The sequence below is a fragment of the Blastococcus sp. HT6-4 genome, assembly GCF_039679125.1.
Taxonomy (GTDB): domain Bacteria; phylum Actinomycetota; class Actinomycetes; order Mycobacteriales; family Geodermatophilaceae; genus Blastococcus; species Blastococcus montanus.
This window is the reverse complement of sequence record NZ_CP155551.1, coordinates 3,438,778-3,464,711: the sequence shown is the minus strand read 5'-3', so window position 1 is coordinate 3,464,711 and position 25,934 is coordinate 3,438,778. Positions and strand designations below refer to the sequence as shown.

Here is a 25,934-nt window from a genome sequence, read left to right as displayed (position 1 = left end):
ACAGGGTGGCCCGTGGGCCGGGTCCGGTCCAGGGGCCGGCGCGCGGTGTGGTCAGCGCCGGTCGGCGGCGAACGCGGACAGCGCCTCGTCGGTGAGCCGGAAGACGGTCCACTCGTCCATCGGGACGGCGCCGGCGGCCTTGTAGAAGTCGATCGACGGGGCGTTCCAGTCGAGCACCGACCACTCCAGCCGGGAGTAGCCGCGCTCCACGCAGACGGCTGCCAGCGTCCGCAGCAGCTCCCGGCCCAGGCCCGTGCCGCGGTGCTGGGGTCGGACGTAGAGGTCCTCGAGGTAGACGCCGTGGGTGCCACGCCGCGTGGAGAAGTTGCGGAACCACAGCGCCATGCCGACGACCTCGCCGTCCGCGGACTCGGCGACGTGGCCGAACAGCGCCGGGGACTCCCCGAAGAGGCAGGCGGTGAGCTGCTCCTCGGTCAGCCGCACCTCGTGCAGCGCCTTCTCGTACTCGGCCAGCTCCCGCACCAGGCTCACGACGGCGGGGACGTCGTCCCGACGGATCGGCCGCACCGTCATGACAGGACCTCCTTCACCCGCGCCGGCACCAGCCGGCCCAGCGGGGCGAGCACCGGGACGAGGACCGGCGCGAACAGGTAGCCGTAGGCCAGCGCGATACCGGTGACCACCGGCGCGACCGCGAACCCGATGACCAGGGCCACCGCGGTGGCGACGAGCCCGTAGGGACGGCCGCTCTTGGGGCTGACCAGCGAGCGGAAGGAGCGGAAGCGGACGTTGGTGACCATCAGCACCGCCGGGACCGCCACGATCAGCAGCACCCAGAGCCGGTCGCGGCCCTGCATGTCGTCGCCCAAGGCGAACACCGAGGCCAGCACGACGCCTGCGGCGCCGGGGCTGGGCATGCCGGTGAAGTACCGCTTGTCGGCGGTCGGGTCGATCGTGGTGTTGAAGCGGGCCAGCCGGATCGCCGCGCACGCCACCCACAGGAAGCAGACGATCCAGCCCAGCGGGTCCCACGCGTCCCGTCCCTCGGAGAACAGGGTGAAGGCCAGCAGCGCCGGGGCCAGGCCGAAGGAGACGAGGTCGGCCAGCGAGTCGAACTGCAGGCCGAAGGGCGTCACCGCGCCGACCAGGCGGGCGACGGCGCCGTCGGTGATGTCGAACAGCACCGACAGGCCGATCAGCACCGCGGCCAGGGTGTACTGGCCCCGGATGGACACCAGGATCGCGGCGAAACCGCAGAGCATGTTGGCGAGCGTGAACAGGCTCGGCAGCGTCGCCAGCGCCCGGCGGCGCGAGCCCCGGACCGAGCCCCGGACGAACTCCACGGTGGCCGTGCGGCGGGTCTGGGGCGGGCGTTCGCCGGATGCGGAGCTGGGCACGGTGCCCTCCCTCAGCGGGCCGAGGGCCAGCGGGCGATGACGGTCTCGCCGCCCCGCACGCGCTGCCCCTTGGTCACGGTGATCGTGCACTCGCGCGGCACGAACACGTCCATGCGCGAGCCGAACTTCATCAGGCCCATCCGCTCGCCCGTGGCCAGGTGCTGCCCGGGTCCGGTCCGGGTGACGATCCGCCGCGCCAGCACGCCGACGATCTGGCGGAAGACGACCGTGCGCTCGCCGTCGCGCAGCCACAGCTCGGTGCGCTCGTTCCGGTGCGCCGACTCCTTGCGGTAGGCCGCGAGGAAGCTGCCCTTGCTGTAGGAGCTCTGCACGACCTCCCCGTGGTAGGGCGAGCGGTTGACGTGCACGTCGACCACGGAGAGGAAGACGCTGACCTGCTGCCAGTCGCCGTCGGGGGCGACCCCCTCCTGCGGCTCGCCGGCGACCATCACCACGCCGTCGGCGGGCGACAGGACGTCGTCGGGCGCCGACGGCGCGGTGTCGCAGCGACGGTCAGGGTCGCGGAAGAACAGGGCCATGTACGCCGAGACGGCCAGGAACGGCCAGACGGCCCGTCGGCGTCCGGCCGCGCCGAGGACAGCGGCGGGGAGGAGGGGTCCGGTGATGAAAGGCCACCCGGCCCGGTCGATGCGCATCGTGTCCGAACGGTACCGGGCCGCCAGCGGGGCGGCCCGCAGGTCCGGGGTCAGGCCGGCGCGGAGGCGCGGCCGGGGTCGGCGCCGAACTCGGTGATGCGCCCGCGGGGAGGGCCCCCGTACCAGTCCAGGCACACCATCGTGGCGTCGTCCCGCAGGTCGCCCCCCGTGGCCTTCAGCACCGCCGCGCCCAGCTCGTGGACGACCTCCCGGGGGTGCAGGGCCGCGCTGCCGGCCAGGGCGGCCGCGACGTCGAGGGAGGCGGCGTTGCGCTCGAGCATGCCGTCGGTCAGGAACACGATCCGGTCGCCGGGCTCGAGCGGGAACGGCTGCACGGCGAACTCCCTGCCCGGGACCACGCCGAACGGGGGCTCCACGGCCAGCTCGACCTCCGTCACCTCCCCGTCCCGGAGGCGCAGCGGGAGCGTGTGCCCGGCGTTGACGATCGCCGCGACGCCCGTGTCCAGCTCCACCCGCAGGAGCTGCCCGGTGACGAACTGGCCCGGCTCGAAGCTCTCGGCGAGCGAGTCGTTGGCGTACCGGGCCTGACCCGCCAGGTCCAGGCCCTTGCGGCGCCCGTTCCGGAGCGCCCCGACCAGCAGCGTCGCGAGGAGCGCGGCCTCGACCTGGTGCCCGACCGCGTCGGTGATGGACAGCTGCAGGCAGTGGCGGTCCAGCGTGTAGTCGAAGGTGTCGCCACCCACCGAGCTGGCCGGCTCCAGCCACCCGGCGAGGGTGAACTGGCCCGCCTCGCAGGTGTAGGAGGCCGGCAGCAGCCGGCGCTGGATCTCCGCGGCGAGCGCGAAGGGCGTGGAGCGCTGCCCCCACTCGAAGACGTCGGTGTGCCGGCGCGCGGCGATGAGCACGTAGGCCAGCGCGTGGGCGGCGCTGCCGATGTCGGCGACCTCGTCGCTCGACGGGTAGCGCGGGAGGTCGAGTTCGAGCAGCCCGATGGCGTCCCCGCGGTCGGTCACCGGGACGACCATCCGGGCGCCGCCGTCGGTCGGCTCCACGTCGGCCTGCTGGGTGCGCAGGACCTGTTCGTACCGCGAGCCGGGCAGCGGGAGCGTCTCGGCCTGGTCCGTGCCGTGGCTGCGCGCGCCGTCCACGCGGCCCGCGGAGGTCAGGCGGACGACGGCCCGCCCGCTGAAGTCGGCGAGGAGCAGCGTCACCGCGGTCGCGTCGACCATGTCGCCCAGCTCGGCCGCGACGACCTCGACGGCCTCGATGGGGGCTGCCGCCTCCACCTTCTGCAGCACGGCGCCGACGTCGATCACGGAGACTCCTGACTCGGGCATGGGGACGCCCCGTCGCGCCCACGCGTTCGTCCTGGGTGCCCGGACGGCGCCGCGGGTGAACGTGCTGTTCACCACGGATGTCCGCGGTCCGGCGGGCGGACGACGGGCGGCGCCGGCCGACGGGAGTCGGCCGGCGCCGTCCGAGGCGGTGCGGGGAAGGTCAGGCCGCGGCCTTCGTCTCCCAGAAGATCTTGTCGATCTCGGCGATGTAGTCGAGCAGCTTCTGGCCCTCGGCCGGGTCCATGCTGCCCTTGGCGGCGGGGCCACCGGCCTGCTTGGTGGCCTTGTTGAACAGCTCGTGCAGCTGCGGGTACTTCTCGAAGTGCGGGGGCTTGAAGTAGTCGGTCCACAGCACCCAGAGGTGGTGCTTCACCAGGTCGGCGCGCTGCTCCTTGATGAGCACGGCGCGCTGGCGGAAGACCGGGTCCTCGTTGGACTGATACTTCTCCTGGATGGCCTTGACCGACTCCGCCTCGATGCGGGCCTGGGCCGGGTCGTACACGCCGCAGGGGAGGTCGCAGTGCGCGGTGGCCTCCACGGTGGAGAACATGCGGGTGAGACGCATGGAGATGCCTCCGAAGGTCGTGGGTTGTGTCCTCTGCGACCCTACTCGCGGTGACCGGTGCGGACAGTGTGGGAGAGCGCGGGACCGCAGGGGCGGCCCCGCTGCCCGGCGCGTGGGCGCTGGTGCGGGTGAGCGGCCCCTCGATGTCGCCGACGGTCCGGTCCGGGGACCGGCTGCTGGCCCGGCGGGTCCCTCCGGCCGGCGGTCGACGCGGCGCCGTGCGGCCGGGTGACGTCGTCCTGGCCCGGTTCCCGGCGCGCCCGGAGCTGCTGGTGGTGAAGCGGGTGCGCCGCGTCGTCCCGGGGGGCTACTGGGTCGAGGGCGACAACCCGTTCGTCACCGACGACAGCCGGGCGTTCGGCACCGCCGTCGTCGTCGGGCGGGTGGTGGGACGGGTCTGGCCGCGTCCCGGCCGGCTGCCCGCCCGCCCGTCAGACCCGGCGTAGCCGGGCGTACCGGGCGGCGCACTCGGCCATGGTCGGCAGCAGGCCCTGCTGCCGGGCCTCGGCCAGCGTCGGCGCGGCCCGGTCCTTGGCCGACAGCTCCAGCTCCAGGTCGGCCGGCCAGGGCAGGTCGAGCTCGGGGTCGAGCGGGGAGACGCCGAACTCCCGGGCGGGGTCGTAGCCGGAGGACACCAGGTAGGTGACCGAGCTCGAGTCGGCGAGCGAGACGAACGCGTGCCCGAGCCCCTCCGCGAGGTACACCGCACGCGGCTGCTCGCCGTCGAGGACGACGGAGTCGTGGACCCCGAAGGTCGGCGAGTCCACCCGCACGTCCACGACGACGTCGAGCACCCGTCCGGCCGGGCAGTACACGTACTTGGCCTGCCCGGGCGGCACAAGGGCGAAGTGGACCCCGCGCAGGGCGCCCCTGGAGGAGACGCTGTGGTTGGCCTGGGCGAGGGGCAGCGGGTGTCCCACTGTCTGGGACAGCACGTCGGCCCGGTACCACTCCGTGAAACGGCCCCGCGCATCCCCGTGCGGCACCAGGTCGAGCACGTAGCTGTCAGGGACGGCGAGCTCGCGGATCTCCACGGGGGCACCGTAGCGACAGGAACGCCGTCGGCCCCGGTTACTCTGCTGAGCCCATGAGCGGAAATCCGGGGCCCGAGCAGCAGTCCAGCGGCGACCGCTTCGCCGACGACCCGGCGTTCGCGGTGCACGAGGGTGGCAAGCTCTCGGTGGCCTCGACCCGGCCGATCGAGTCGATCGCCGACCTCGCGCTCACGTACACCCCGGGTGTCGCCCGCGTGTCCAGCGCCATCGCGGCCGAGCCCGCGCTCGCCCGCCGGTTCACCTGGGCCCCGCGCGTCGTGGCCGTGGTCTCCGACGGCACGGCGGTCCTGGGTCTCGGGGACATCGGGCCGACCGCCTCGCTGCCGGTGATGGAGGGCAAGGCCTGCCTGTTCAGCGAGTTCGCCGGCCTCTCCGCGGTGCCCGTCGTCCTGGACACCACCGACGTCGACGCGATCGTCGAGACCGTCGCCGCGATCGCGCCGTCCTTCGGGGGGATCAACCTCGAGGACATCAGCGCGCCCCGCTGCTTCGAGATCGAGGCCCGGCTGCGCGAGCGCCTGGACATCCCGGTGATGCACGACGACCAGCACGGGACGGCGATCGTGGTGCTGGCCGCGCTGCGCAACGCGGCGACGGTGGTGGGCCGGGAGATCTCCGACCTGCGCGTCGTCGTCTCCGGCGCCGGTGCCGCCGGTGTCGCCTGCACCAAGATCCTGCTGGAGGCGGGGGTCGGCGACATCGCCGTCGCCGACTCCCGGGGGATCCTGCACCCCGGCCGGGAGGCGCTGACCGGGACGAAGCGGTGGCTGGTGGAGAACACCAACGAGGCGGGCTTCGCCGGCTCGATGACGTCGGCGCTGGAGGGGGCCGACGTCTACCTCGGCGTCTCCGGCGGCTCGGTGCCCGAGGCGGCGATCGCGTCGATGGCCGAGAACTGCATCGTGTTCTCGCTGGCCAACCCGATCCCCGAGGTCGATCCGCAGATGGCGGCGAGGTACGCCGCCGTCGTCGCGACCGGGCGCAGCGACCTGCCCAACCAGATCAACAACGTGCTGGCGTTCCCCGGCGTCTTCCGCGGCGCCATCGATGCGGGCGCCACCTCCATCACCGAGGAGATGAAGCTCGCCGCCGCCACCGCGATCGCCGACGTCGTCGGGGACGACCTGCGGCCGGACTACATCGTCCCCAGCCCGCTGGACCGCCGGGTGGCCGCCGCCGTCGCCGAGGCGGTCGGGGCGTGCGCCCGGGAGCAGGGCGTCACCCGCTGACGGTGGGCCGGTAGACGCGGCCGAGCACGCCGGCCAGCAGGCGCTCGGCGACCGGCCGGGGGAGCGCGGACACCAGCGCGTGCACCGGCGCCATCCGCTCGGGCAGGGCCCCGCCGGAGATCCCGGCGAGCTCCAGCAGCCCCTCCACCTCGGCCACGCTCAGCGTCGCCGGGTCGATCGTGGCGGCCGCGGCCACCAGCTCCGGGTCGGCGACCGGGCGCGGCAGCGCGGCGGCCGCACGGGCGGCATCGGCGAGATCGCCCAGCAGCGCGTCGACCCGCCCGGCGGTGGCCGCCGTGACGGTCAGGTGCAGGGTCGCCGGCAGGTTCCCGCCGGGCTGGGCGAACGGCGGCTGCGGCTGCAGCAGCCAGCCGCGGGCGGTCATCTCGTCGGCCAGGTTCAGCACGTCGACGCCGTCCGGGCCGTCCTCGGCCAGCGCCACGAGCGTCGCGGCCGGCCGGCCGACGACGCGCAGGCCCGCGATGCCGGCGACGCCCTGGGTGAGCTCGACGGTGGCCCGGCGGGCGGTGCACGCCAGCTCCCGGTAGCCGGCGGTGCCCAGCCACCGGTGCACGGCCCAGGCGGCGGCCATGGCCCCGGCCGGGCGGGTACCGGCCAGCGTCGGGTTGACCACCGGGTAGCCCGGCCACCCCGCGGTGCTGAACCAGTGCGCGTGCCGGAGTTCCGGGGTGGCGGTGAGCAGCACCGAGACCCCCTTGGGCGCGTAGCCGTACTTGTGCAGGTCCACCGACAGCGACGTCACCCCGGGCACCGAGAGGTCGAACGGCTCGGGGACGTCGTCGAGGAAGGGCAGCACCCAGCCACCGATGCAGGCATCGACGTGGCACGGCACGCCGGCGGCGGCCGCCAGCCCGGCGATCTCGGCCACCGGGTCGAGCACGCCGTGGGGGTAGGACGGCGCGCTGACGACCACGAGCACGGTCCGCTCGTCCAGCAGGCGCACGACCGCCGCCGGGTCGGCCCGGCAGGTGCCGGGATCGACCGGGACGTCGACGGCCTCGATCCCGAAGAGGTGGGCGGCCTTGCGGAACGCGGCGTGGGCGGTGACCGGCAGCAGCAGCCGCGGGCGTCCGGTCCCGCCCCGGGCCCGCCACTGCTCGCGCGCCGCCAGGACGGCGAGCTGGCAGCTCTCCGTGCCGCCGCTGGTCAGCGTCCCCACGGCCTCCGGGCCACCGCCGAGCAGGGCCAGCGCCGCGCCGACGAGGTCGTTCTCGATGCGGGCGACGCTGGGGAAGGCGGTGGGGTCGAGGGCGTTGGTCCACTGGAACGCCGCCTGGGCGGCCGCGGCCAGCTCGTCGACGCCGGCCCGTCCGGAGTCGTAGACGTAGGCCATCGTCGCGCCCCCGTGGGTGGGCACGTCACCGGCCTGCAGCGCGGTCAGTTCGGCGAGCACGTCCTGCGGATTCACGCGGGGACCTCCTGGGTGGGGACGGGATCGAGCCGGTACCGGGCGAGCACGGGGATGCTGAGCAGCACGAGGACGGCGGGGACGACGGTGAACCCCGCGCGCACGGCGGCGACGGCGGTCCCCGACTGCGCGACCACCTCGCCGCCGACGGTGGAGACGTAGCCGGCCACGGCGAGCAGTCCGCCGAGCAGGCCCGGCCCGATGGCCAGGCCGAGGGTCTCCGCCGCGGTCCAGACGCCGGTGAAGACGCCGGCCCGGCGCTGCCCCGACGCCGCCTCGTCGGCGGCGATGACGTCGGGCAGCATCGCCAGCGGGAACATCTGCATGCCGGCGTAGCCGATGCCGACGACGACCACGAGCGCGACCGCCGCGCCGGTGCCGCCCTCGGGCACGACGGCGAGCATCCCCGCGCCCCCGGCGAACAGCAGGGACGCGGCGAGCAGGCCGGCGCGCTTGCCGGACCGGCGGCTGACCCGCAGCCAGACGGGCATGACGAGGATCGCCGGCCCCACGAGCGCGGCGAACAGCAGCGTCCCGGCGGCCGGGTCGCCGAGCACCTGCTGGGAGTAGTACGGCACCCCGGCGAGCATCACGCCGATGCCGAGCGCCTGGACGACGAAGCCGGCGAGCAGCACCCGGAACGGCCGCGAGGCCCATGCCAGCCGCAGCGTCGCCAGCAGCCGGCCCTCGCTGCGCACCCGGGTCAGCGTGGGCGCGTTGCGGGTGCCGATGACCGCGCCGAGCATGCCGCCGCCCAGCAGCAGGGCGACGAAGACGGACATGGCCAGGTAGCCGTCCCGCCCGCCGCCGAACGCGTCCACGACCGCCGGCGCCCCCGCCCCCGCCAGCAGGATGCCGAGCGCCAGGGCCGCGACCCGCCAGGACATCAGCGTCGCGCGCTCACCCGGGTCGTCGGTGATCTCCGCCGGCTGGGCGACGTAGGGCACCTGGAAGAAGCCGTAGGCGGTCGCCGCCAGCAGGAAGGTGACCGCGACCCAGGTGGCCGCCTGGGCAGGGGGAGCACCGGGACCGGCGAAGACGAGCACGAACAGCAGGGGCAGGGTGACCCCGCCGGCCAGCATCCACGGCCGGCGGGGCCCCCAGCGGCTCACCGTGCGGTCCGAACGGCTGCCGATCCACGGGTTGAGCAGCACGTCCCAGGCTTTCGGCGCGAAGACCACCAGCCCGGCGATGCCGGCGGCCACCCCCAGCACGTCGGTCAGGTAGTACAGGAGCAGCAGCCCCGGCACCGTCCCGAACGCCGCCGTCCCGATCGAGCCCAGCGCGTAGCCCAGGTGGGTGCCGCGGCCGAGCCGGGCGGGAGAGACGGAGGTCACAAGATCCGCACCGTAGTCGGTCAGTCGCCCTTCACGTTGACCAGCTGCCGCAGCGTGTGCCGGACCTCCACGAGATCAGCGGCGTCGGCCATGACGACGTCCACGTCCTTGTAGGCCGCGGGGATCTCGTCGAGGAACGCATCGCTGTGCCGCCACTCGATGCCGCGCATCGACTCGTCCAGCTGGGCCCGGGTGAACGTCTTCCTCGCCCTCGTCCGCGAGAACACCCGCCCGGCCCCGTGCGGGGACGACTCCAGCGACTCGGGATTGCCGAGCCCGGTGACCACGTAGCTCGCCGTCCCCATCGACCCGGGGATGAGGCCGGCCTGCCCCTTCTCCGCCTGGATCGCGCCCTTCCGGGAGACCCACAGCTCATCGCCGAAGTGCTTCTCGTGCTGGCTGAAGTTGTGGTGACAGTTGATCCGTTCCAGCTCCGGCGTCGCGTCGGCGCGCATGTGCCGGGCCAGGCAGTCGGCGACCCGGTCCATCATCTCCTCGCGGTTGAGCAGGGCGAAGTGCTGCGCCCACCGCAGCTCGGCGACGTACCGGTCGAACTCCGGGGTGCCCTCGTCGAGCCAGGCCAGGTCGCGGTCGGGCAGGTCGAGCCCGTCGCGGCGGGCACGGTCCTGGGCGATCGCGATGTGCGTCTGCGCGATCTTGTTGCCGACCCCGCGGCTGCCCGAGTGCAGGAAGAGCCAGACGCGGTCCTGCTCGTCGGCGGTCACCTCGATGAAGTGGTTGCCCGAACCCAGGCTGCCGAGTTGCATCGGCCAGTTCGGCGCCGTCGCGGTGACCGACCGCAGGACGTTGTCGCCCAGCTCGTCGGCCGTGGCCTCGAGCTCGGCGACCCGGGGCCGGGCCGTCTCGGTCAGCTTCTTGTTGTACCGGCCGGCCGACAGGGGGACGGTGCGCTCGATGTCGCCGCGCAGCGGCGCCAGCGGGCCCCGGGCTCGCACCTCGTCCACCGACCACGGCGTGCGGACGGCGATCATGCCGCAGCCGATGTCGACGCCGACCGCCGCCGGGATGATCGCCGCCTTCGTCGGCAGCACCGAGCCGACGGTGGCCCCCTTGCCCAGGTGGGCGTCGGGCATCAGTGCCACGTGCGGGTGCACGATGTCGAGGGAGGCCGTGCGCTCGGCCTGCTTCAGCGTCTCGACGTCGAGGATGCTCGCCCAGTTCAGCAGTTTGTCCGAGAGTCTCTCCACCCCTGGAGTCTGCTGGGGGCCGGCGCATCCGGCGACCGGTTTCCGGTGCGCGCGGCGTGCTCGGGGGTACGGAAGCCGCCATGGGAGTGCGTAACGCCGCGGTGGCGGCCGGCGGCCAGTGGGTCGACCCCGACGACGGGATCCGCTACCCGGCCGGTGAGGTCCACGCCTGGGAGCGCGGGCGCAACGAGACGGCGTGCGGCCTGTCGCTGAGCAGGTCGCGGCTGACCCGCTTCCCGCACGTCGGCTGGCCCGACGTCCAGCCGGAGTCCGGCCGGCACGCGGAGGAGGTGCAGGAGGTGTGCCGCCGGTGCCGTGCCGCCCAGGGCGCCCGGCGCGACGAGCGCGGCTGGACGCGCACCAACCCCCGGCCGTGAGGGTCAGCCGGCGCTGAGCAGGCGGTCGACCAGCGGGTCGACGGCCAGGTGCAGCCCGGTGTTGCTGTAGACGAGCACGACCGTCGCCACCAGGAACAGCGGCACCAGCGCCGTCCGCTCCACGGTCGCGCCGGTGCGGATGGGGGAGAGGGCCAGCCGCTTCCGCCTGACCAGCCACAGCAGCGGCACCGGTACCCCGGCGGTGGTGATCGCGTCGCCGACGATGTGCGTGAGCACCCCGGCGGCGACCGCCCACGGCAGCCAGGACGGCGCGGCCATGTGGTCCAGCAGCAGCCAGGCGCCACCCCAGGACAGCACCAGGTTGCCCAGGATGGTCGTCTCGGCGCGCCCGGGGATGACGAAGTGCAGTGCCCGCAGCGCCAGCCCGATGGCGAGCGCCATGAGCAGCAGCGTGGACCAGAACGCGCCCGAGGCCAGCACGGCCAGGGCCCCGAACGCCAGGGGGGCCAGGACGGCGTCGTGGGTGCCCCAGCGGTGCCCGCCGGCGAGCGCGCCGATCGCGCCTGCGGGCACGTCGGTGACCGGGCCCCACATGTCCGACACCGTGGAGTTGCGGTGGTCGAGGTCCGGCAGCATGGCGAACCCGCCGACGGCCGCGATCCAGGCGCCCTGGGCGACCGCCCCCTGCACCGGGGCCCACGGCAGCGTCGCGGCGCCCGCAGCCAGGCCGGAGAGCGCATGGGAGTGACCGAGCATGATCACAGCGTGACCCCGGGACCGGCCCACGCCCGGGACGTGGCGGGTGCGGGCGTGTCCCGGTGCAGGTGCTAACGGTGCGGGACGGCTGGCTACGCCCGCCGCCCGCTCACTCGTCCTCGTCGTCGTCCGTGCCGCCGCGCGCCAGCCAGGTGGCCAGCCGCTCGACCGGCACCTCGAAATCGGGGTGCTGGTCGACGAACGCCTGCATCTGGTCGGCCAGCCAGGCCAGGGTCACCTGCTCCCCGCCCCGCCGCTCGGCCAGTTCCTCGAGACCACGGTCGGTGAAGTACATGCCCAGAAACTACGACGCCCGGCCCCCGAGCGGATCGGGGGCCGGGCGTCGAGAGGTGGACCGGGTCAGTCGGCGAAGGCCTCGGCGACCAGCTTGCGCTGCTCGACCTCGTGCACCTTCGCCGAGCCCACGGCCGGGCTCGCCGAGGCGCGGCGGCTGACCCGCCGGAGCTTCCGGCCCTCCGGCAGCTCCTCGGGCAGGTTGACCGCCATGAACTGCCAGGCGCCCATGTTGGCCGGCTCCTCCTGCACCCACACCACGTCGGCGGCGTCCGGGTACCGCTCCAGCTCGGCGCGGATCTGCTCGGCCGGCAGCGGGTACAGCTGCTCGACCCGCACGATGGCGGTGTCGGCGCGGCCGTCGGACTCGCGCTGCGCCATCAGGTCGTAGGCGACCTTGCCACTGCACAGCAGCACGCGCGTCACCGCGGAGGCGTCCAGGGGCTCGCCGCCCACCCCGGTGTCGGGCAGCACCGGGCGGAAGTTCTCCTCGGTGAAGTCGGCGACCGGGCTGACCGCCGCCTTCGCCCGCAGCAGCGACTTCGGCGTGAAGACGACCAGTGGCCGGTGCACGTCGGAGAGCGCCTGGCGGCGGAGCAGGTGGAAGTAGTTCCCGGGGGTCGTGCAGTTGGCGACGGTCATGTTGTTCTCCGCCGACAGCTGCAGGAACCGCTCGATCCGGCCGCTGGAGTGGTCCGGGCCCTGGCCCTCCATGCCGTGCGGCAGCAGCAGGACGACGCCGGAGCGCTGGCCCCACTTGGCCTCGCCGGAACTGATGAACTCGTCGATGACCATCTGGGCCCCGTCGACGAAGTCGCCGAACTGGGCCTCCCACAGCACCAGGGCCTTGGGGTCGGCCACCGAGTATCCGTACTCGAAACCCAGGGCGGCGTACTCGCTGAGCAGCGAGTCGTAGACGAAGAACTTCGCCTGGTCCTCGGTCAGGTTGGCCAGGGGGGTGTACTCCGCGCCGTTCTCCCGGTCGATGAGCACCGAGTGGCGCTGCACGAAGGTGCCGCGGCGGGAGTCCTGCCCGGCCAGCCGGACCGGCACGCCCTCCATCAGCAGCGACCCGAACGCCAGCAGCTCGCCCATCGCCCAGTCGACGCCGCCCTCGCTGGCCATCGCGGCCCGCTTCTCCAGCATCTTCTGGAGCTTCGGGTGCGGGGTGAAGTCCGGCGGGAAGGAGACGTGCGCGTCGCCGATGGTCTTGAGGACCTCCGGCGTGATCGCCGTCTGCACCGTGGACTCCTGCGGCGTGCGCGGGTCCATGACCGGCTCGGGCTTGGAGGAGTCCTGTGCGTCGTGGGTCTCGGCGAAGGCGCGCTCCAGCTGGCCGCGGTAGTCCTTGAGGGCCTCCTCGGCCTCCTCGAGGGTGATGTCGCCGCGGCCGACGAGCGCCTCGGTGTACAGCTTCCGCACCGAGCGCTTGCGGTCGATGATGTCGTACATCAGCGGCTGGGTCATCGATGGGTCGTCGCCCTCGTTGTGCCCGCGACGGCGGTAGCAGACGAGGTCGATGACGACGTCCTTCTTGAACTGCTGCCGGTACTCGACCGCCAGCCGGGCCACGCGGACGCACGCCTCGGGATCGTCCCCGTTCACGTGGAAGATCGGGGCGTTGACCATCCGCGCGACGTCGGTCGAGTAGAGCGTCGAGCGAGCCGAGCCGGGGCTGGTGGTGAAGCCGACCTGGTTGTTGATGACCACGTGCACGGTGCCGCCGGTGCGGTAGCCGCGCAGCTGCGAGAGGTTCAGCGTCTCCTGGACCACGCCCTGGCCGGCGAACGCGGAGTCGCCGTGCAGGAGGAGGGGGAGGACCGTGAAGCCCTGCTCGCCCTTGTCGATCATGTCCTGCTTCGCGCGGACGATGCCCTCGAGGACGGGGTTGACCGTCTCCAGGTGAGAGGGGTTGCTGGCCAGCGAGACGGCGATCTCGGCGTCGCTGCGGAACGGGTTGCGGAACTTCCCCGTGGCGCCGAGGTGGTACTTCACGTCGCCGGAGCCCTGGACCGTGCCCGGGTCGATGTTGCCCTCGAACTCACCGAAGATCTTGGCGTAGCTCTTGCCGAGCACGTTGGCCAGGACGTTGAGCCGGCCGCGGTGGGCCATGCCGATCGCGACCTCGTCGAGCCCGTGGTCGGTGCCGGCGATGAGCACCTCGTCGAGGATCGGGATGACCGACTCCCCGCCCTCCAGGCTGAACCGCTTCTGCCCGACGTACTTGGTCTGCAGGAAGGTCTCGAACGCCTCGGCGGCGTTCAGCCGGCCGAGCACGTGCTTCTGCTTCTCGCGGTCGGGCTGCTCGTGCTTGATCTCGATCCGCTGCTGGAGCCACTCGCGCTCCTCGGGATCGGTGATGTGCATGTACTCCACGCCGACCGTGCGGCAGTAGGAGTTGCGCAGCACGCCGAGGATGTCCCGCAGCGGCATGAGCCGCTCACCGGCGAAGCCGCCGACCGGGAACGTCCGGTCCAGGTCCCACAGGGTGAGACCGTGCTGGAGGATGTCGAGGTCGGGGTGGGTGCGGACCTTGAACTCGAGCGGGTCGGTGTCGGCCATGAGGTGGCCGTTGCGCCGGTAGGACTCGATGACCTCGATGACCCGGGCTTCCTTGTCGATCTGCCCCTCGCGCGTGACCCGCACGTCCGGCATCCAGCGCACCGGCTCGTAGGGGATCCGCAGCGAGCGGAAGACCTCGTCGTAGAAGCCGTCCTCACCCAGCAGCAGCGAGTGCAGCTTGCGCAGGAAGTCGCCGGACTCCGCGCCCTGGATGATCCGGTGGTCGTAGGTGGAGGTGAGCGTGATGATCTTCGAGACGCCCATGTCCGTGAGCACCTCGGGGCTCATCCCCTGGAACTCGGCGGGGTACTCCATGGCCCCCACGCCGATGATCGCGCCCTGGCCGGCGGTCAGCCGCGGCACCGAGTGGTTGGTGCCGATCGTGCCCGGGTTGGTCAGGCTGATCGTGGTGCCGGAGAAGTCCTCCATGGTCAGCTTGTTGTTCCGGGCGCGCCGGATGATGTCCTCGTAGGCGGCCCAGAAGGCGGCGAAGTCCATCTCCTCGGCGGCCTTGATCGACGCCACCACCAGGGAGCGCGAGCCGTCGGGCTTGGGCAGGTCGATGGCGAGCCCGAAGTTGACGTGCTCGGGCGCCACCAGCACCGGCTTGCCGTCGATCTCGGCGAAGGCGCTGTTCATGTTCGGGAACGCGTCGAGCGCCCGGATCAGCGCGTAGCCGATCAGGTGCGTGAAGGAGACCTTGCCCCCGCGTGCGCGGGCCAGGTGGTTGTTGATGACGATGCGGTTGTCGACCAGCAGCTTCGCCGGGACCGCCCGCACGCTCGTCGCCGTCGGCACGGTCAGCGAGGCGTTCATGTTCTTGACCACCGCGGCGGCGGCGCCGCGCAGCGGGGACTGCTTGCCGTCGCCGGCCGACGGCTTGGGCGCCGGCTTGGCGGCGGGGGCGGCCTTCTCCGCGGGGGCGGCCTTCTGCTCGGGGGTGGCGGGCTTCGGGTTGCTCTTCTGCACGGGTGCGCTCCGGGTCGGCTCGGACCCGGCGGCCGGGCGCTGGACGTCCGGCGCTGCCGCGCCGGCGGGCTGCGGCGCCGCGCCCGGCGCCGGAGCGGACTGCGGCGGGGACGCCGGTGCGGGGGCGCCCTTGGCGGACGGCGCCTGCTCGCGGTCGCCGCCGCCGACGGGGCTGCCCGGCCGGTAGTCGGCGAAGAACTCGTGCCACGCCTGATCGACGCTGGACGGGTCGGCGAGGAACTGCTGGTACATCTCCTCGACCAGCCACTCGTTGGTGCCGAAACCGGCGACCGGGGACGACGTGGACGACGGGCGGGATGAGTTCACGCTTGACACGGGGTCGAGTGCCTTCTTCGTCTTGGGGCTGCCGGCTGAGGGGCGTCGCTGGACCGGGTGTCGAGTCTACGCCCGTGCCGGGTCGCCGACCCGGCACGGATCGGGAACCGCGCGCCCGTCCCGCGTGGTGGTCAGTGGGTCGCGCCGTGGGCCACGAGCAGTTCGACCAGGGCGTCGTTGCCGCTGGCCTCGTGCTCGTCGGCCCGCCGGTGCCGGGCCGCCGCCACGCGGCTGATGTCCAGCGCGCTGGCGCCGTCGTGGGTGGTGGCGTTGACGTCGGCCCCGGCATCGAGCAGCAGCCGGACGATCTCGGGGCAGTCGCCGCGCGGCCCGGCCGCGACCGCCACGTGCAGCGGGGTGCGCCCGGTCTCGGGGTCGTGCCGGTCGGCCGTGGCGCCGGCCTCCAGCAGCAGGCGGACCAGCTCCAGGCTGCCCCCGGCGGCGGCGGCCTGGAGCGCCCCGCCGTCGGCGTCGGCCCCGCGGGCCAGCAGCAGCCGCGCGGCGTCGGCGGCGCCGCCGAGCGCCGCCCAGGCCAGCAGGTCGACGCCGGTGGCGGGGTCGGTCATCGGGGCCCCGGCGTCGAGCTCGGCGGTCAGCCGGTCGACGTCGTCGAGGTAGGCCGCGCTGGGCGCGTCGACGACGGCGCCCAGCTCCACGAGCACGGGCACCAGGTCGGGGGCGTGCTCGAGCGCCAGGTGCAGCGGGGTGCGGTGCTGGTCGGTGCGCGCCGACAGGTCGGCTCCGGCGTCGGCCAGGACCCGGACGACGTCGACGCGGTCGCAGGCGACGGCCAGGTGCAGCGGCGTCCAGCCGTCCTGGCCCTCCCGCTCGAGGGTTCCGCCGAGCAGGCGCGGGGTCTCGGCGACGGCGGAGCGGACCCCGTCCACGTCACCGTCGACGATCAGGCGGCCCAGCCGCTGGACGGTCATGCGAGTCGTCACGCTTTCTCCGATCTCCGTTCGCAGCTGCCCGGCACCTGCTCTCGGCCGGACGAGGATCCTGCGGTGTCCGCCGGCGCCTCAGACGATGTCGCGTCGGACGGCCAGGAACGTGCCGAGCACGGCGGCAACAAGACCGTAACCGAGGAGCAGGACACCGCCCTGCCACCGCTCCAGGACGTCGGGGCCCTGGAAGGTGGCGGTGAGCGCCTCGAGGGCGCCTCCGGGCAGCCACTTGTAGGCCGCGCCGAAGAACCCACGGATCAGCGACTCGACGACGAACAGGTAGACCAGCGCGCCGACGATCGCGCCGATCTGGTTGCGGATCAGCGCGCCGAGGCCCACCCCGATGACCGTGTAGATGACCAGCGCCAGCGCCGAGGTGGCGACCACGCGGAGGTTGTCGCCGGAGAGTTCGGGGACCGCGCCGCGGGCACCGGCGTAGACGGCCAGCACCGCGTAGTTCACCGCGGTGACGACGAGCGCGAAGGGGATCGCCACCAGCGCGTAGGCGATGAGCTTGGCGACGACCACCCGGCCGCGGCGGGGCGTGGTGAGGAAGGTGGGTGTGGCGGTCCGGTGCCGGTACTCCTGCGTCATCCCGATGACCCCGAGCACGAGCATGAGCACCACGGCGCTCGCCGGCCCCGCGAAGGCCTGCTGCTCGAACAGCGGCGTGCCGACCTCCGGGACGCCGGTGTCGGGGTTGCCGGCGAAGGCGGTGAGGAAGACCGTCGACAGCACCGCCAGCGCGACCGCGCCGAGCAGCAGCCCGATCCAGACGCGGGTGGTGAACAGCTTGGTCCACTCGGCGCGGACCAGGTGCATCATCGGGTGGCCTCCTGGGCGACCGGACCGGCCGACGGCGCGGCGAACTGCCCGCGCCCGGCGGTGAGCTGGAAGTAGATCTGCTCGAGGCCGCTGGTCTGCGCGCGCAGCTCGTGCAGCTCGACGCCGGCGGCGAAGGCGCGGGCCCCGATCTCGGCCGTCGTCCGGCCGCTGACGGTCAGGGCGTCGCCGTCCAGCGAGACGTGCGTCCCGTCGGTCCGCAGCGCCTCGGCCAGCCGGGCGGCCTCCGGGCTGCGCACCAGCACCGTCCCGGCGCCGTCGGCCCCGGAGCGCAGCTGCTCCATCGACCCCTCGCGCACCAGCTGCCCGGCGCCCACGATGACGACGCGGTCGACGGTCTGCTCCACCTCGGACAGCAGGTGGCTGGACACCAGGATCGTCCGCCCCTGCTCGTGCGCCAGGTGGCGGAGGAACCCGCGCAGCCACTGGATGCCCTCAGGGTCCAGGCCGTTGGCCGGCTCGTCGAGGACGAGCACGGCGGGGTCGCCCAGCAGCGCGGTGGCCAGCCCCAGCCGCTGCCGCATGCCGAGCGAGTAGCCGCCGGCGCGGCGGCGTCCGGCGTCCGCCAGGCCGACCTGGGCGAGCACCTCGTCGGCCCGCTGCAGCGGGAGCCCGGCGGCGCGGCAGTACACCCGGAGGTGGTTGCGGCCGGAACGGGCCGGGTGGAACGCCGTCTCCAGGACCGCCCCGACCGTGCGCAGCGGCTCGGCCAGCGAGGTGTACGTCCGGCCGTTGAAGGTGGCGGTCCCGGCGTCGGGCTCCATCAGCCCCAGGACCATCCGGAGGGTCGTCGTCTTGCCCGCGCCGTTGGGGCCCAGGAAACCGGTGACCGTGCCGGGCTCGACGGTGAACCCGAGGTCGGAGACGGCTCGTACGTTCGCGAATGACTTGGTGAGGCCGCGGATCTCGACCCGCACCGGGTCGACCCTCGCGGCCGTGCCGCTGGAAATGGCGCTCTCCCGTCGTACATGCTGGTGACGGCCCCATCCAAGCGCACCGGGTTCCCGCTGCGGGAGCCCCCGCGCCGTGGGTCCGTCCCGGACACCGCGCGGTCGGGTGGTCGTCGCCGGCAGGCCGGCTGCCGTCCACGCGGTCGCCATCTCCCGCGCCGTGCCGGCGGGATCGTCGGCTCCCCGTGGTCGACTGGGCGGGTGAACCGGCTGGGGTGGGCGCGTACCGCGGTGACGGCGGTGTTCGCGGCGAACGGGGCCCTGTTCGGCAACTGGGCGGTGCGGATCCCCGACGTCAAGGAGCGCCTGGACCTCTCGGACGCCGCGCTCGGCGGTGCTCTGCTGGTGCCGGCGGTCGGGGCCCTCGTCGCCATGCCGCTGGTCGGGGCGCTGAGCGCCCGGTTCGGCAGCCGCACGACGACCGTGTCGGCGGCCCTGGCCTTCTTCGCGCTGCCGGTGCTCCTCGGGTTGGCGCCGTCGCTGCCCTGGCTGGCGCCGGCTCTCCTGCTGTTCGGCCTGGCGTTCGGCGGGCTGGACGTCGCCATGAACGCCCAGGCCGTGACGGTCGAGCGGACCCTCGCCCGGCCGGTGATGTCCTCCTTCCACGCCGCCTTCTCCGCCGGTGCGCTCGTGGGGGCGCTGACCGGGTCGCTCGCCGCGGCCGCCGGTCTCCCGCTGGGCCTGCACCTGGGGGTGGCGGGGCTGGTCCTGCTGGTGGTGTGCGCGCCGCTGTTCCCCGCCCTGCTCCGTGAGGAGCGGGCGCCCGGGCCGCGGGGCCCGCTCGTGGCCTGGCCGCGTGGCCGGCTGCTGCCGCTGGCGTTCATCGCACTGGTCGTGCTCCTCGCCGAGGGGGCGGTGGGGGACTGGAGCGCGGTCCACCTCCGCGACGAGCTCGGCGCGTCCGCGGGAACCGCCGGCCTGGCGTTCACCGCCTTCAGCCTCACGATGGTGGCCGGGCGCCTGGCGGGGGACCGGGTGGTCGCCGCCTGGGGCCGGGTGCGGACGGTGCGGACCTCCGCCCTGGTGGCCATGGCCGGCGGGCTGCTCGTCGCCCTGGGCCCGACGGTCGGTGCCGTGCTCGCCGGTTTCGCCGCCCTGGGCGCGGGGCTGGCCTGCACCGTGCCGGTGGTGTTCTCCGCGGCGGCCGACGGTGAGCGGGAGGTCGGGCCGGCCCTCGCCGCGGTCACCACGCCGGGGTACCTCGGGTTCCTGCTGGGCCCCCCTGCGATCGGGGGCCTGGCCGAGGTGGTGGGTCTCTCCGCGGCCCTGGCGCTGCTCCCCGTCCTGCTCGCGGGCGTGGTCGTGCTGGCCGGTCGCACCGCTCCCGCGTCGGGTGCCCCCGTGACAGGAGGCACATCGGTCGCCCCGGTCACATAGAGTGCGCGCCGTGAGCGATCCGGGGGACGTCCCGGGCCCCGGCGCCCGGGAGGCGCTGGAGCGACTGCTGCTCGGTGGTCCGCGCCGCTACACCCGGCTGCAGGTCGGGCAGCTGGCCGGGATGCCGCCGGAGCGCACCCAGCGGCTGTGGCGGGCGCTCGGCTTCCCCGACGCGGCCGACGACGACCCCGCGTTCACCGACGCCGACATCGCCGCGCTGGGCGTGCTGTCCACCCTGATCGACTCCGGCTTCGTCGGGCCGGACAGCGAGGCGTCGATCGCCCGCGCGATGGGTCAGTCGCTGTCCCGGCTGGCCGACTGGCAGACCGACATGCTGGCCGACGCGCTGCTCCGCGGCGCGGACGCCGGGGAGGGCCGGGCCGTCACCGCCGACCGGGCCGTCGCCGCGGCGCAGGCGCTGCTGCCCCGGCTGCGCGAGGTGCAGGACTACGTGTGGCGCCGGCACCTGGCGGCCAACGTCGAGCGGCTGCTCGCCGGCCCGGGCGACCGGCGCGAGCTCGCCGTGGGCTTCGCCGACCTGGTGGGCTACACCTCGCGCAGCCGGGGCATGGGCGGCCGGGAGCTGGGCGCGATGGTGGAGGACTTCGAGAGCACGGCGGCCGAGGTGATCGCCCGGCACCACGGCCGGGTGGTGAAGACGGTCGGTGACGGGGTGCTGTTCACCGCCGGCTCGGCCACCGACGCCGCCGACATCGGGCTCCAGCTGCCCCATGCGTGGGCGGCCAGCGACCGGCCGCCGCTGCGGGTGGGGGCGGCCTACGGCGCGGTGCTGACCCGGCTGGGGGACGTGTACTCGCCGGTGGTGAACCTGGCCAGCCGGCTGACCTCGCTGGCCCGGCCCGGCGCGCTCCTGGTCGACGGCGCCCTCGCCCACCGGCTGCGCGGGGTGCCCGGCTACCGGGTGCGCCCGCTGCGCCGGGTGTCGGTGCGGGGCTACGACCACCTGCAGCCCTGGCTGGTGCGCCGGAGCGCGTCGGCCGACGACGAGAACGGCTACGACGAGGACGCCTTCGACGAACACCCCCTCGACGAGGACGCCGTCGAAACAGGTGGGGACGACCCCGATCGGTTGGACTGCTGACCTCCCCGAGGGCCGGCACGGCGCGCCGGCGGGCATCGGTCGCCGGTTCCCCGGAGCGGCTTGGCAGGCTGTCGGGGTGAGCGCCACCCTCGTCGCCCGCGGACTGGCGGCCGGTCACGGCGCCCGCGTGCTGTTCTCCGACCTCGACCTCGTGGTCGCACCCGCCGACGTCGTCGGTCTCGTCGGGGTGAACGGCGCGGGCAAGTCCACGCTGCTGCGCACCCTCGCCGGGGAGATCGCGGCCGAGGCGGGCAGCATCGTCCTCAGCCCGCCGACGGCCACCCTGGGGTACCTCCCGCAGGAGCACGAGCGCCGCGACGGCGAGACGGTGCTGGCCGCGCTCGCCCGGCGCACCGGCGTCGCCGCCGCGCAGGAGGCGATGGAGGCCGCCACCGAGGCGCTCGCCGCCGGGGAACCGGGTGCCGATGACGCGTACGGGGACATCCTGGAACGCTGGCTGGCCCTCGGTGGCGCAGACCTCGACGAGCGGGCGGCCGAGGTGGTCGCCGACGTGGCGCCCGGGGTCGCGCTCGACGCGCTCATGACCGGGCTCTCCGGCGGGCAGGCCGCGCGCGTGGGCCTGGCCTCCCTGCTGCTCTCCCGCTACGACGTCCTGCTGCTCGACGAGCCGACCAACGACCTCGACCTGGCCGGGCTCGACCAGCTCGAGCGCTTCGTCACCGGTTCCCGGGCCGGCGTGGTCGTCGTCAGCCACGACCGCGAGTTCCTCGCGCGCACGACCAACCGGATCGTCGAGCTCGACCTCGCCCAGCAGCTGGTGCGGGTGCACGACGGCGGCTACGAGGCGTACCTGGCCGAACGAGAGGTCGCCCGCCGGCACGCGCGCGAGGAGTACGAGGAGTTCGCCGACACCAGGGCCGGGCTCGAGGCGCGGGCCCGCATGCAGCGCAACTGGATGGCCAAGGGCGTCCGCGACTCGATCAAGAAGTCGAAGGACGGCGACAAGCACATCAGGGCCGCCAACCGGGCGTCCTCGGAGAAGCAGGCGGCCAAGGCCAGGCAGACCGAGCGGATGATCGAGCGGCTCGACGTCGTGGAGGAGCCCCGCAAGGAGTGGGAGCTGCGCATGGAGATCGCCGCGGCGCCGCGCGCCGGCGCCGTCGTGGCCACGCTGCGTGGCGCCGTCGTCCGCCGGGGCGGTTTCACCCTCGGCCCGGTGGACCTGCAGGTCGACTGGGGCGACCGGGTGGCCATCACCGGCGCGAACGGGTCGGGCAAGTCGACCCTGCTCGCGGCCCTCCTGGGCCGGGTGCCGCTGGACGAGGGGGCGGCCACCCTCGGCCCGTCCGTGCGCATCGGGGAGATCGACCAGGCCCGCGGGCGCTTCCTCGGTCCCGAGCAGCTGCTCGACGCCTTCGGCGCGGAGGTGCCCGACTGGCCCACGGCCGAGGTGCGCACCCTGCTGGCCAAGTTCGGGCTGACCGCCGACCACGTGCTGCGCCCCGCGCTCACCCTGTCACCGGGGGAGCGCACCCGCGCGGCGCTGGCGCTGCTGCAGGCCCGCGGCATCAACGTGCTGGTGCTCGACGAGCCCACCAACCACCTCGACCTGCCGGCGATCGAGCAGCTGGAGCAGGCGCTGGCCGGCTACACCGGCACGCTGCTGCTGGTCACCCACGACCGCCGCATGCTGGCGGCGGTGGCGACCGACCGGCGGCTCGAGGTCGACGGCGGGCGGGTCACCGAGCGCTGACCCCGCTCAGCCGGCCGGCGCGTCCAGCTCGTCGGCGACGCCGACGGTGTCCATGCCCGCCCACGTGTCGGAGACGTGGTGCGCCAGCACCATCAGGTCGCGCAGTTCGCCGCTGCGGTCGCGGATGTGGTCGCGCAGCAGGGCCTCGCCGCTGAAGCCGAGGTCGCTGAAGAGCGCCAGCGCCGGCCCCTGCTCGGCGACCACCTCGACCACGAGCTTCGACAGCCCGGAGGAGACCGCGCCCACCAGCGCCTGCCGGGCCAGCTCCCGGCCGAGCCCGCTGCCGCGGCGGGACGGGGCGACCACCAGGCGGACCTCGCCCACGTGGTCCGACCAGCCCGGGAGCGGCCGGACGGCGACGTAGCCGGTCACCTCGTCCGTGCCGTCGACGGCCACCCAGCGGCCTCCGGCGGAGTCACCGGTCGCCCACGACCGGACGGTCTCCGGGTCGGTGACCTCCTCCTTGATGAAGGTCAGGTCCCCCTCGGGGAGGTCACCGAAGAACCGCAGCAGCGCGTCGCAGCGCTCGGGCCCGAGTTCCACGACTGCCACGTCAGGCCCCCTGGTCCGTGTCGTCGGCATCCAGCGGGTCGCTGCGCCGGCGGACGAAGTCGATGATCGTGGGCACCGTCGTCCTCGCCGCGGTGCGGCCGACGACCAGCCCCATGTGCCCGGCGTCGAGGCAGAGCTCGTGCTTGTCGGGCGACCCGACCAGGTCGATCAGGGGCGCGGTCGCGTCCGGCGGCACGATGTGGTCGCGGTCGGCCCGCACGGTCAGGAACGGCACCCGGATGTCGGCGAGGTGCACCCGGTCCCCGCCCACGGCGAGCCGGTCGTTCACCATGCCGTTGTTCCGCACCAGCATCTCCGCCGTCTGCCGCGCGGCGGCGCCGGGGAAGGGCACGTGGTCGTCCGACCACCCGGTCATGGCCTGGTAGGACGCGACGTACTCGTCGTTCCAGAGGCGCTCCCACAGGTTGACGTACCGGGTCACCTCCGCGGTCGGGGTCAGCGCCCGGAAGCCCTGGACGACGACCGAGGGCGGGACGTTGCCGTCCGCGTCGAGGACGGCGCCGACGTCCATCCCGCCGACGGCGAAGATGTCGGCGAGCGGGCCCATGTGCCGGAAGTCGACGGGCGTCGCCAGCACGGTCAGGCTGCGCAGCGGCGCGTCGGGGTGGTGCGCGGCGTAGAGCAGGGCCAGGTCCCCGCCGAAGCAGTAGCCGAACAGGTTGACCTCGTCGGCACCGGAGATCTCGAGGACGCGGTCGATCCCGGCGGGGATGTAGTCGTCGACGTAGTCCTCGAGGCCGTTCCCCGCGTCGCGCTCGTCCGGCTCGCCCCAGTCGAGCATGTACACGTCGAAGCCGGCTTCCAGCAGTTGCTCCACGAAGCTGTTGCCCGGGGTCAGGTCGAGGATGTAGCTGCGGCTCACCATGCTGAACACGATCAGCAGCGGCGGTCCGTAGCGGACGCCGCCGTGGGTGCCGGGGTCGTTGCGGTAGTGCCAGAGCTGGGTGCGCCCCCGCTGCCAGACGACGTCCTTGGGGGTCTGCCCGACGCCGGGCCGGTCGACGCCGGCGACGAGCTTGATCCCGTTACGGGCTCGCAGGGTGTTGCGCTCGACGTCGCGCCGGACGCGGTCGAGCACCGTCTGCGGGCTGGGCACCGTCGGCATCGCTGTCCTCCGTGCTGCTGGTCGGTCGGGAAGGGCCGGGGCGGGACGTGGCGCCGCGTCGCCGCTCCTGCTCCAACTGGATGGTCAGCCGGCGCACCTCGCGGTCGAGCGAGCCGATCTGCGCGCGCAGCCGGCTGATGTCGCTGCCGGCGGGCAGGTTCAGCAGGTGCCAGGCGCGGGCGCTGAGGCCCTGGACCGATCCGCCCGCGACGTTCTGCGCGCGGCGGAGCAGCGCGGTGGCGAGCGAGAAGTACTCGCTGCGCACGAGGTCCTCGGCGCGCGGGGCGACCGCGCGCTCGGCGGCGTCGAAGGCCTGCCGCCACAGCGGGGGCGACGGCGGGGGCGTCCGGGGAGCCGGTGGCCGGGTCATCGGCGGCCCACCTCCTCGGGCACCTCCACGGCGCGGCGCAGGATCTTGCCGGTCGGGCCCTTGGGCAGGCTCTCGACCAGCCACAGGTGCCGCGGGTACTTGTAGCCGGCCACCCGTTCCTTGACGAACTCGCGCAGCTCGTCGGCCCCGGCGGTCATGCCGGGCTTGAGGGCGACCGCCGCGGCGACCTCCTCCCCGAGATCGGGGTGCGTGATGCCGACGACGGCCACCTCGGCCACCGCCGGGTGCTCGTAGAGGGCCTCCTCGATCTCCCGCGGGTACACGTTGTAGCCACCGCGGATGATCATCTCCTTCTTGCGGTCGACGATGAAGAAGTAGCCGTCGTCGTCGGTGCGGGCCAGGTCGCCGGTGCGGAACCAGCCGTCGGGGATGGACTTCGCCGTCTCCTCGGGCCGCTGCCAGTAGCCGCGCATCACGTTCTCGCCGCGGATGGCGATCTCGCCCACCTCGCCGGGGCCGACGTCGTTGCCGTCGTCGTCGACCAGCCGCATCTCCACCCCGCGGATCGGGGTGCCGATGGAGCCGGGCTTGCGCTCGGCGTGCGGGTGGTTGAACGAGGCGACCGGCGAGGTCTCCGACAGGCCGTAGCCCTCGAGGATCATGCAGCCGAAGCGCTCCTCGAACGAGCGCATGATCTCCACCGGCATCGCCGACCCGCCGGAGACGCACAGCCGGAGGCTGGAGACGTCGTGCCGGTCGGCGTCGGGCTGGTGCAGCATCGCCGCGAACATCGTCGGGACGCCCTCGAAGATGGTCACCCGGTCGCGCTCGATGACCTCCAGCGCCTTCCCGCCGTCGAACCGGGGGATGAGGGTGAGCAGTGATCCCCGCAGGACGGCGGTGTTCAGGCCGCAGGTCAGGCCGAAGACGTGGAACAGCGGCAGGCAGCCCATGATCACGTCGTCGGCGGTGTTCTCGGCGAGCGTCTCGGCGGTGGTCAGCGCGTTGCGGCCCATGTTCGCGTGGGTGAGCTCGGCGCCCTTGGGCTGCCCCGTCGTCCCGGAGGTGTAGAGGATGACCGCCAGGTCGTCGTCGGAGCGCTCCACCGGCGCGGTCGGCGGCTCGTCGGCCATCAGCTCCGCCGGCGACGCCGGGCCCACGACCACGGCCTCGATGCCGACGGTGCCGGCCGCCTCGCGCACCGGCTCGGCCGTGCTCTCGAGGGTGACGACGACGCGCGCGCCGGAGTCCTCCAGGAAGTACTGCACCTCCCGCGCCTTGAGCAGCGGGTTCATCGGCACGACCGCGGCGCCGGCCAGCAGCGCGCCGTAGAAGACGACCGGGAAGGCGATCACGTTGGGCAGCACCAGCCCGACGCGGTCGCCGGGCTGTACGCCCCGGGCCTGCAGCCCGGCGGCCACGCGCAGCGCGGCGTCGCGGAACTGGCCGTAGCCGAGGACGGCGTCGTCCATGCGCAGCGCGGGCCGGTCGGCTCCCTCGGCGGCGGAGTCGAGCAGGTTCTGCGCGAGGTTGGTCATCGATCCCCCTGGACCCGGTGGCTGGACGGCGGGCTCCTACCCGGCTCGGGGGGTGATGTACCGCACA

25 protein-coding genes are annotated in these 25,934 nt (G+C 74.0%); 6 read left to right on the top strand and 19 right to left on the bottom strand.

The window, feature by feature from the left end; genetic code table 11:
* Positions 1-51 precede the first annotated feature (51 nt).
* From ABDB74_RS16455 to sodN, 5 genes are all read right to left on the bottom strand, one after another.
* Positions 52-534 (bottom strand): GNAT family N-acetyltransferase, encoded by a 483-nt coding sequence (locus tag ABDB74_RS16455; RefSeq protein WP_346619838.1) that lies wholly within the window; start codon positions 532-534, stop codon positions 52-54.
* The gene (gene pssA, locus ABDB74_RS16450) at positions 531-1,358 is read right to left on the bottom strand and encodes a CDP-diacylglycerol--serine O-phosphatidyltransferase (RefSeq protein ID WP_346619837.1); all 828 of its coding nucleotides are present in this window, start codon (positions 1,356-1,358) and stop codon (positions 531-533) included. Before pssA ends, ABDB74_RS16455 begins: the two co-directional genes overlap by 4 nt.
* A gap of 11 nt (positions 1,359-1,369) precedes the next feature.
* The gene (locus ABDB74_RS16445; protein WP_346619836.1) at positions 1,370-2,014 is read right to left on the bottom strand and encodes a phosphatidylserine decarboxylase; all 645 of its coding nucleotides are present in this window, start codon (positions 2,012-2,014) and stop codon (positions 1,370-1,372) included.
* Positions 2,015-2,064: 50 nt separating this feature from the next.
* Complete coding sequence (locus ABDB74_RS16440; protein WP_346619835.1) at positions 2,065-3,291, bottom strand: PP2C family protein-serine/threonine phosphatase; 1,227 nt, start codon at positions 3,289-3,291, stop codon at positions 2,065-2,067.
* Positions 3,292-3,472: 181 nt separating this feature from the next.
* Positions 3,473-3,877 (bottom strand): superoxide dismutase, Ni, encoded by a 405-nt coding sequence (gene sodN, locus ABDB74_RS16435; RefSeq protein ID WP_346619834.1) that lies wholly within the window; start codon positions 3,875-3,877, stop codon positions 3,473-3,475.
* Positions 3,878-3,927: 50 nt separating this feature from the next.
* On the opposite strand from sodN, the gene ABDB74_RS16430 reads away from it, so the two are divergent.
* On the top strand, positions 3,928-4,323 hold the full coding sequence (locus ABDB74_RS16430) for a S26 family signal peptidase (protein WP_346619833.1): 396 nt from the start codon (positions 3,928-3,930) through the stop codon (positions 4,321-4,323).
* On the opposite strand, the gene ABDB74_RS16425 is transcribed toward ABDB74_RS16430, so the two are convergent.
* Positions 4,309-4,911, bottom strand: coding sequence for a dTDP-4-dehydrorhamnose 3,5-epimerase (locus ABDB74_RS16425; RefSeq protein ID WP_346619832.1), 603 nt, complete (start codon positions 4,909-4,911; stop codon positions 4,309-4,311). The genes ABDB74_RS16430 and ABDB74_RS16425 overlap by 15 nt on opposite strands.
* Positions 4,912-4,964: 53 nt before the next feature.
* Between ABDB74_RS16425 and ABDB74_RS16420 the strand changes: the two genes are divergently transcribed.
* The gene (locus tag ABDB74_RS16420; RefSeq protein ID WP_346619831.1) at positions 4,965-6,161 is read left to right on the top strand and encodes an NADP-dependent malic enzyme; all 1,197 of its coding nucleotides are present in this window, start codon (positions 4,965-4,967) and stop codon (positions 6,159-6,161) included.
* On the opposite strand, the gene ABDB74_RS16415 is transcribed toward ABDB74_RS16420, so the two are convergent.
* From ABDB74_RS16415 to ABDB74_RS16405, 3 genes are read right to left on the bottom strand one after another with little or no spacing between them, the layout of a single operon-like run.
* Entirely contained in the window at positions 6,151-7,590 is a 1,440-nt protein-coding gene (locus tag ABDB74_RS16415; protein WP_346619830.1) for an aminotransferase class V-fold PLP-dependent enzyme, read from the bottom strand. The two genes, ABDB74_RS16420 and ABDB74_RS16415, sit on opposite strands and share 11 nt — an antisense overlap.
* Positions 7,587-8,927, bottom strand: a complete 1,341-nt coding sequence (locus ABDB74_RS16410; RefSeq protein WP_346619829.1) for an MFS transporter — start codon at positions 8,925-8,927, stop codon at positions 7,587-7,589. Before ABDB74_RS16410 ends, ABDB74_RS16415 begins: the two co-directional genes overlap by 4 nt.
* 20 nt (positions 8,928-8,947) lie before the next feature.
* Complete coding sequence (locus tag ABDB74_RS16405; RefSeq protein WP_346619828.1) at positions 8,948-10,135, bottom strand: RtcB family protein; 1,188 nt, start codon at positions 10,133-10,135, stop codon at positions 8,948-8,950.
* Between the two features lie 80 nt (positions 10,136-10,215).
* Here ABDB74_RS16405 and ABDB74_RS16400 point away from each other — a divergent pair, with 80 nt between their 5' ends.
* Positions 10,216-10,512 carry a hypothetical protein gene (locus ABDB74_RS16400; protein WP_346619827.1) on the top strand — a complete coding sequence of 99 codons (297 nt, stop codon included), beginning with the start codon at positions 10,216-10,218 and terminating at the stop codon, positions 10,510-10,512.
* Between the two features lie 3 nt (positions 10,513-10,515).
* Here ABDB74_RS16400 and ABDB74_RS16395 read toward each other — a convergent pair whose 3' ends face one another.
* From ABDB74_RS16395 to ABDB74_RS16370, 6 genes are all read right to left on the bottom strand, one after another.
* Complete coding sequence (locus tag ABDB74_RS16395) at positions 10,516-11,229, bottom strand: metal-dependent hydrolase (RefSeq protein WP_346619826.1); 714 nt, start codon at positions 11,227-11,229, stop codon at positions 10,516-10,518.
* Between the two features lie 109 nt (positions 11,230-11,338).
* Positions 11,339-11,524, bottom strand: a complete 186-nt coding sequence (locus ABDB74_RS16390) for a DUF6104 family protein (protein ID WP_346619825.1) — start codon at positions 11,522-11,524, stop codon at positions 11,339-11,341.
* A gap of 65 nt (positions 11,525-11,589) precedes the next feature.
* Positions 11,590-15,381: a multifunctional oxoglutarate decarboxylase/oxoglutarate dehydrogenase thiamine pyrophosphate-binding subunit/dihydrolipoyllysine-residue succinyltransferase subunit gene (locus ABDB74_RS16385; protein WP_346619824.1), complete on the bottom strand. Its 3,792-nt coding sequence runs from the start codon at positions 15,379-15,381 to the stop codon at positions 11,590-11,592.
* A 140-nt stretch (positions 15,382-15,521) separates the two neighbouring features.
* Positions 15,522-16,331 (bottom strand): ankyrin repeat domain-containing protein, encoded by an 810-nt coding sequence (locus tag ABDB74_RS16380; protein WP_346619823.1) that lies wholly within the window; start codon positions 16,329-16,331, stop codon positions 15,522-15,524.
* Positions 16,332-16,409: 78 nt separating this feature from the next.
* Positions 16,410-17,159 carry an ABC transporter permease gene (locus ABDB74_RS16375; RefSeq protein ID WP_346619822.1) on the bottom strand — a complete coding sequence of 250 codons (750 nt, stop codon included), beginning with the start codon at positions 17,157-17,159 and terminating at the stop codon, positions 16,410-16,412.
* Positions 17,156-18,094: an ABC transporter ATP-binding protein gene (locus tag ABDB74_RS16370; RefSeq protein ID WP_346619821.1), complete on the bottom strand. Its 939-nt coding sequence runs from the start codon at positions 18,092-18,094 to the stop codon at positions 17,156-17,158. Before ABDB74_RS16370 ends, ABDB74_RS16375 begins: the two co-directional genes overlap by 4 nt.
* Positions 18,095-18,328: 234 nt before the next feature.
* Here ABDB74_RS16370 and ABDB74_RS16365 point away from each other — a divergent pair, with 234 nt between their 5' ends.
* The 3 genes from ABDB74_RS16365 (at position 18,329) to ABDB74_RS16355 (ending at position 22,320) form a co-directional block, all read left to right on the top strand.
* Positions 18,329-19,504 carry an MFS transporter gene (locus ABDB74_RS16365; RefSeq protein ID WP_346619820.1) on the top strand — a complete coding sequence of 392 codons (1,176 nt, stop codon included), beginning with the start codon at positions 18,329-18,331 and terminating at the stop codon, positions 19,502-19,504.
* 10 nt (positions 19,505-19,514) lie between these two features.
* Complete coding sequence (locus ABDB74_RS16360) at positions 19,515-20,606, top strand: adenylate/guanylate cyclase domain-containing protein (protein ID WP_346619819.1); 1,092 nt, start codon at positions 19,515-19,517, stop codon at positions 20,604-20,606.
* Positions 20,607-20,682: 76 nt separating this feature from the next.
* Positions 20,683-22,320 (top strand): ABC-F family ATP-binding cassette domain-containing protein, encoded by a 1,638-nt coding sequence (locus ABDB74_RS16355; RefSeq protein ID WP_346619818.1) that lies wholly within the window; start codon positions 20,683-20,685, stop codon positions 22,318-22,320.
* A gap of 6 nt (positions 22,321-22,326) precedes the next feature.
* Here the strand turns inward: ABDB74_RS16355 and ABDB74_RS16350 are convergent, their stop codons facing one another.
* From ABDB74_RS16350 to ABDB74_RS16335, 4 genes are read right to left on the bottom strand one after another with little or no spacing between them, the layout of a single operon-like run.
* Entirely contained in the window at positions 22,327-22,872 is a 546-nt protein-coding gene (locus ABDB74_RS16350) for a GNAT family N-acetyltransferase (protein ID WP_346619817.1), read from the bottom strand.
* Position 22,873: 1 nt separating this feature from the next.
* Entirely contained in the window at positions 22,874-23,998 is a 1,125-nt protein-coding gene (locus ABDB74_RS16345; RefSeq protein ID WP_346619816.1) for an alpha/beta fold hydrolase, read from the bottom strand.
* Complete coding sequence (locus ABDB74_RS16340) at positions 23,919-24,368, bottom strand: hypothetical protein (protein ID WP_346619815.1); 450 nt, start codon at positions 24,366-24,368, stop codon at positions 23,919-23,921. The genes ABDB74_RS16345 and ABDB74_RS16340 overlap by 80 nt, the downstream gene beginning before the upstream one ends.
* On the bottom strand, positions 24,365-25,867 hold the full coding sequence (locus tag ABDB74_RS16335) for a long-chain fatty acid--CoA ligase (protein ID WP_346619814.1): 1,503 nt from the start codon (positions 25,865-25,867) through the stop codon (positions 24,365-24,367). Before ABDB74_RS16335 ends, ABDB74_RS16340 begins: the two co-directional genes overlap by 4 nt.
* Positions 25,868-25,934: the final 67 nt, after the last annotated feature.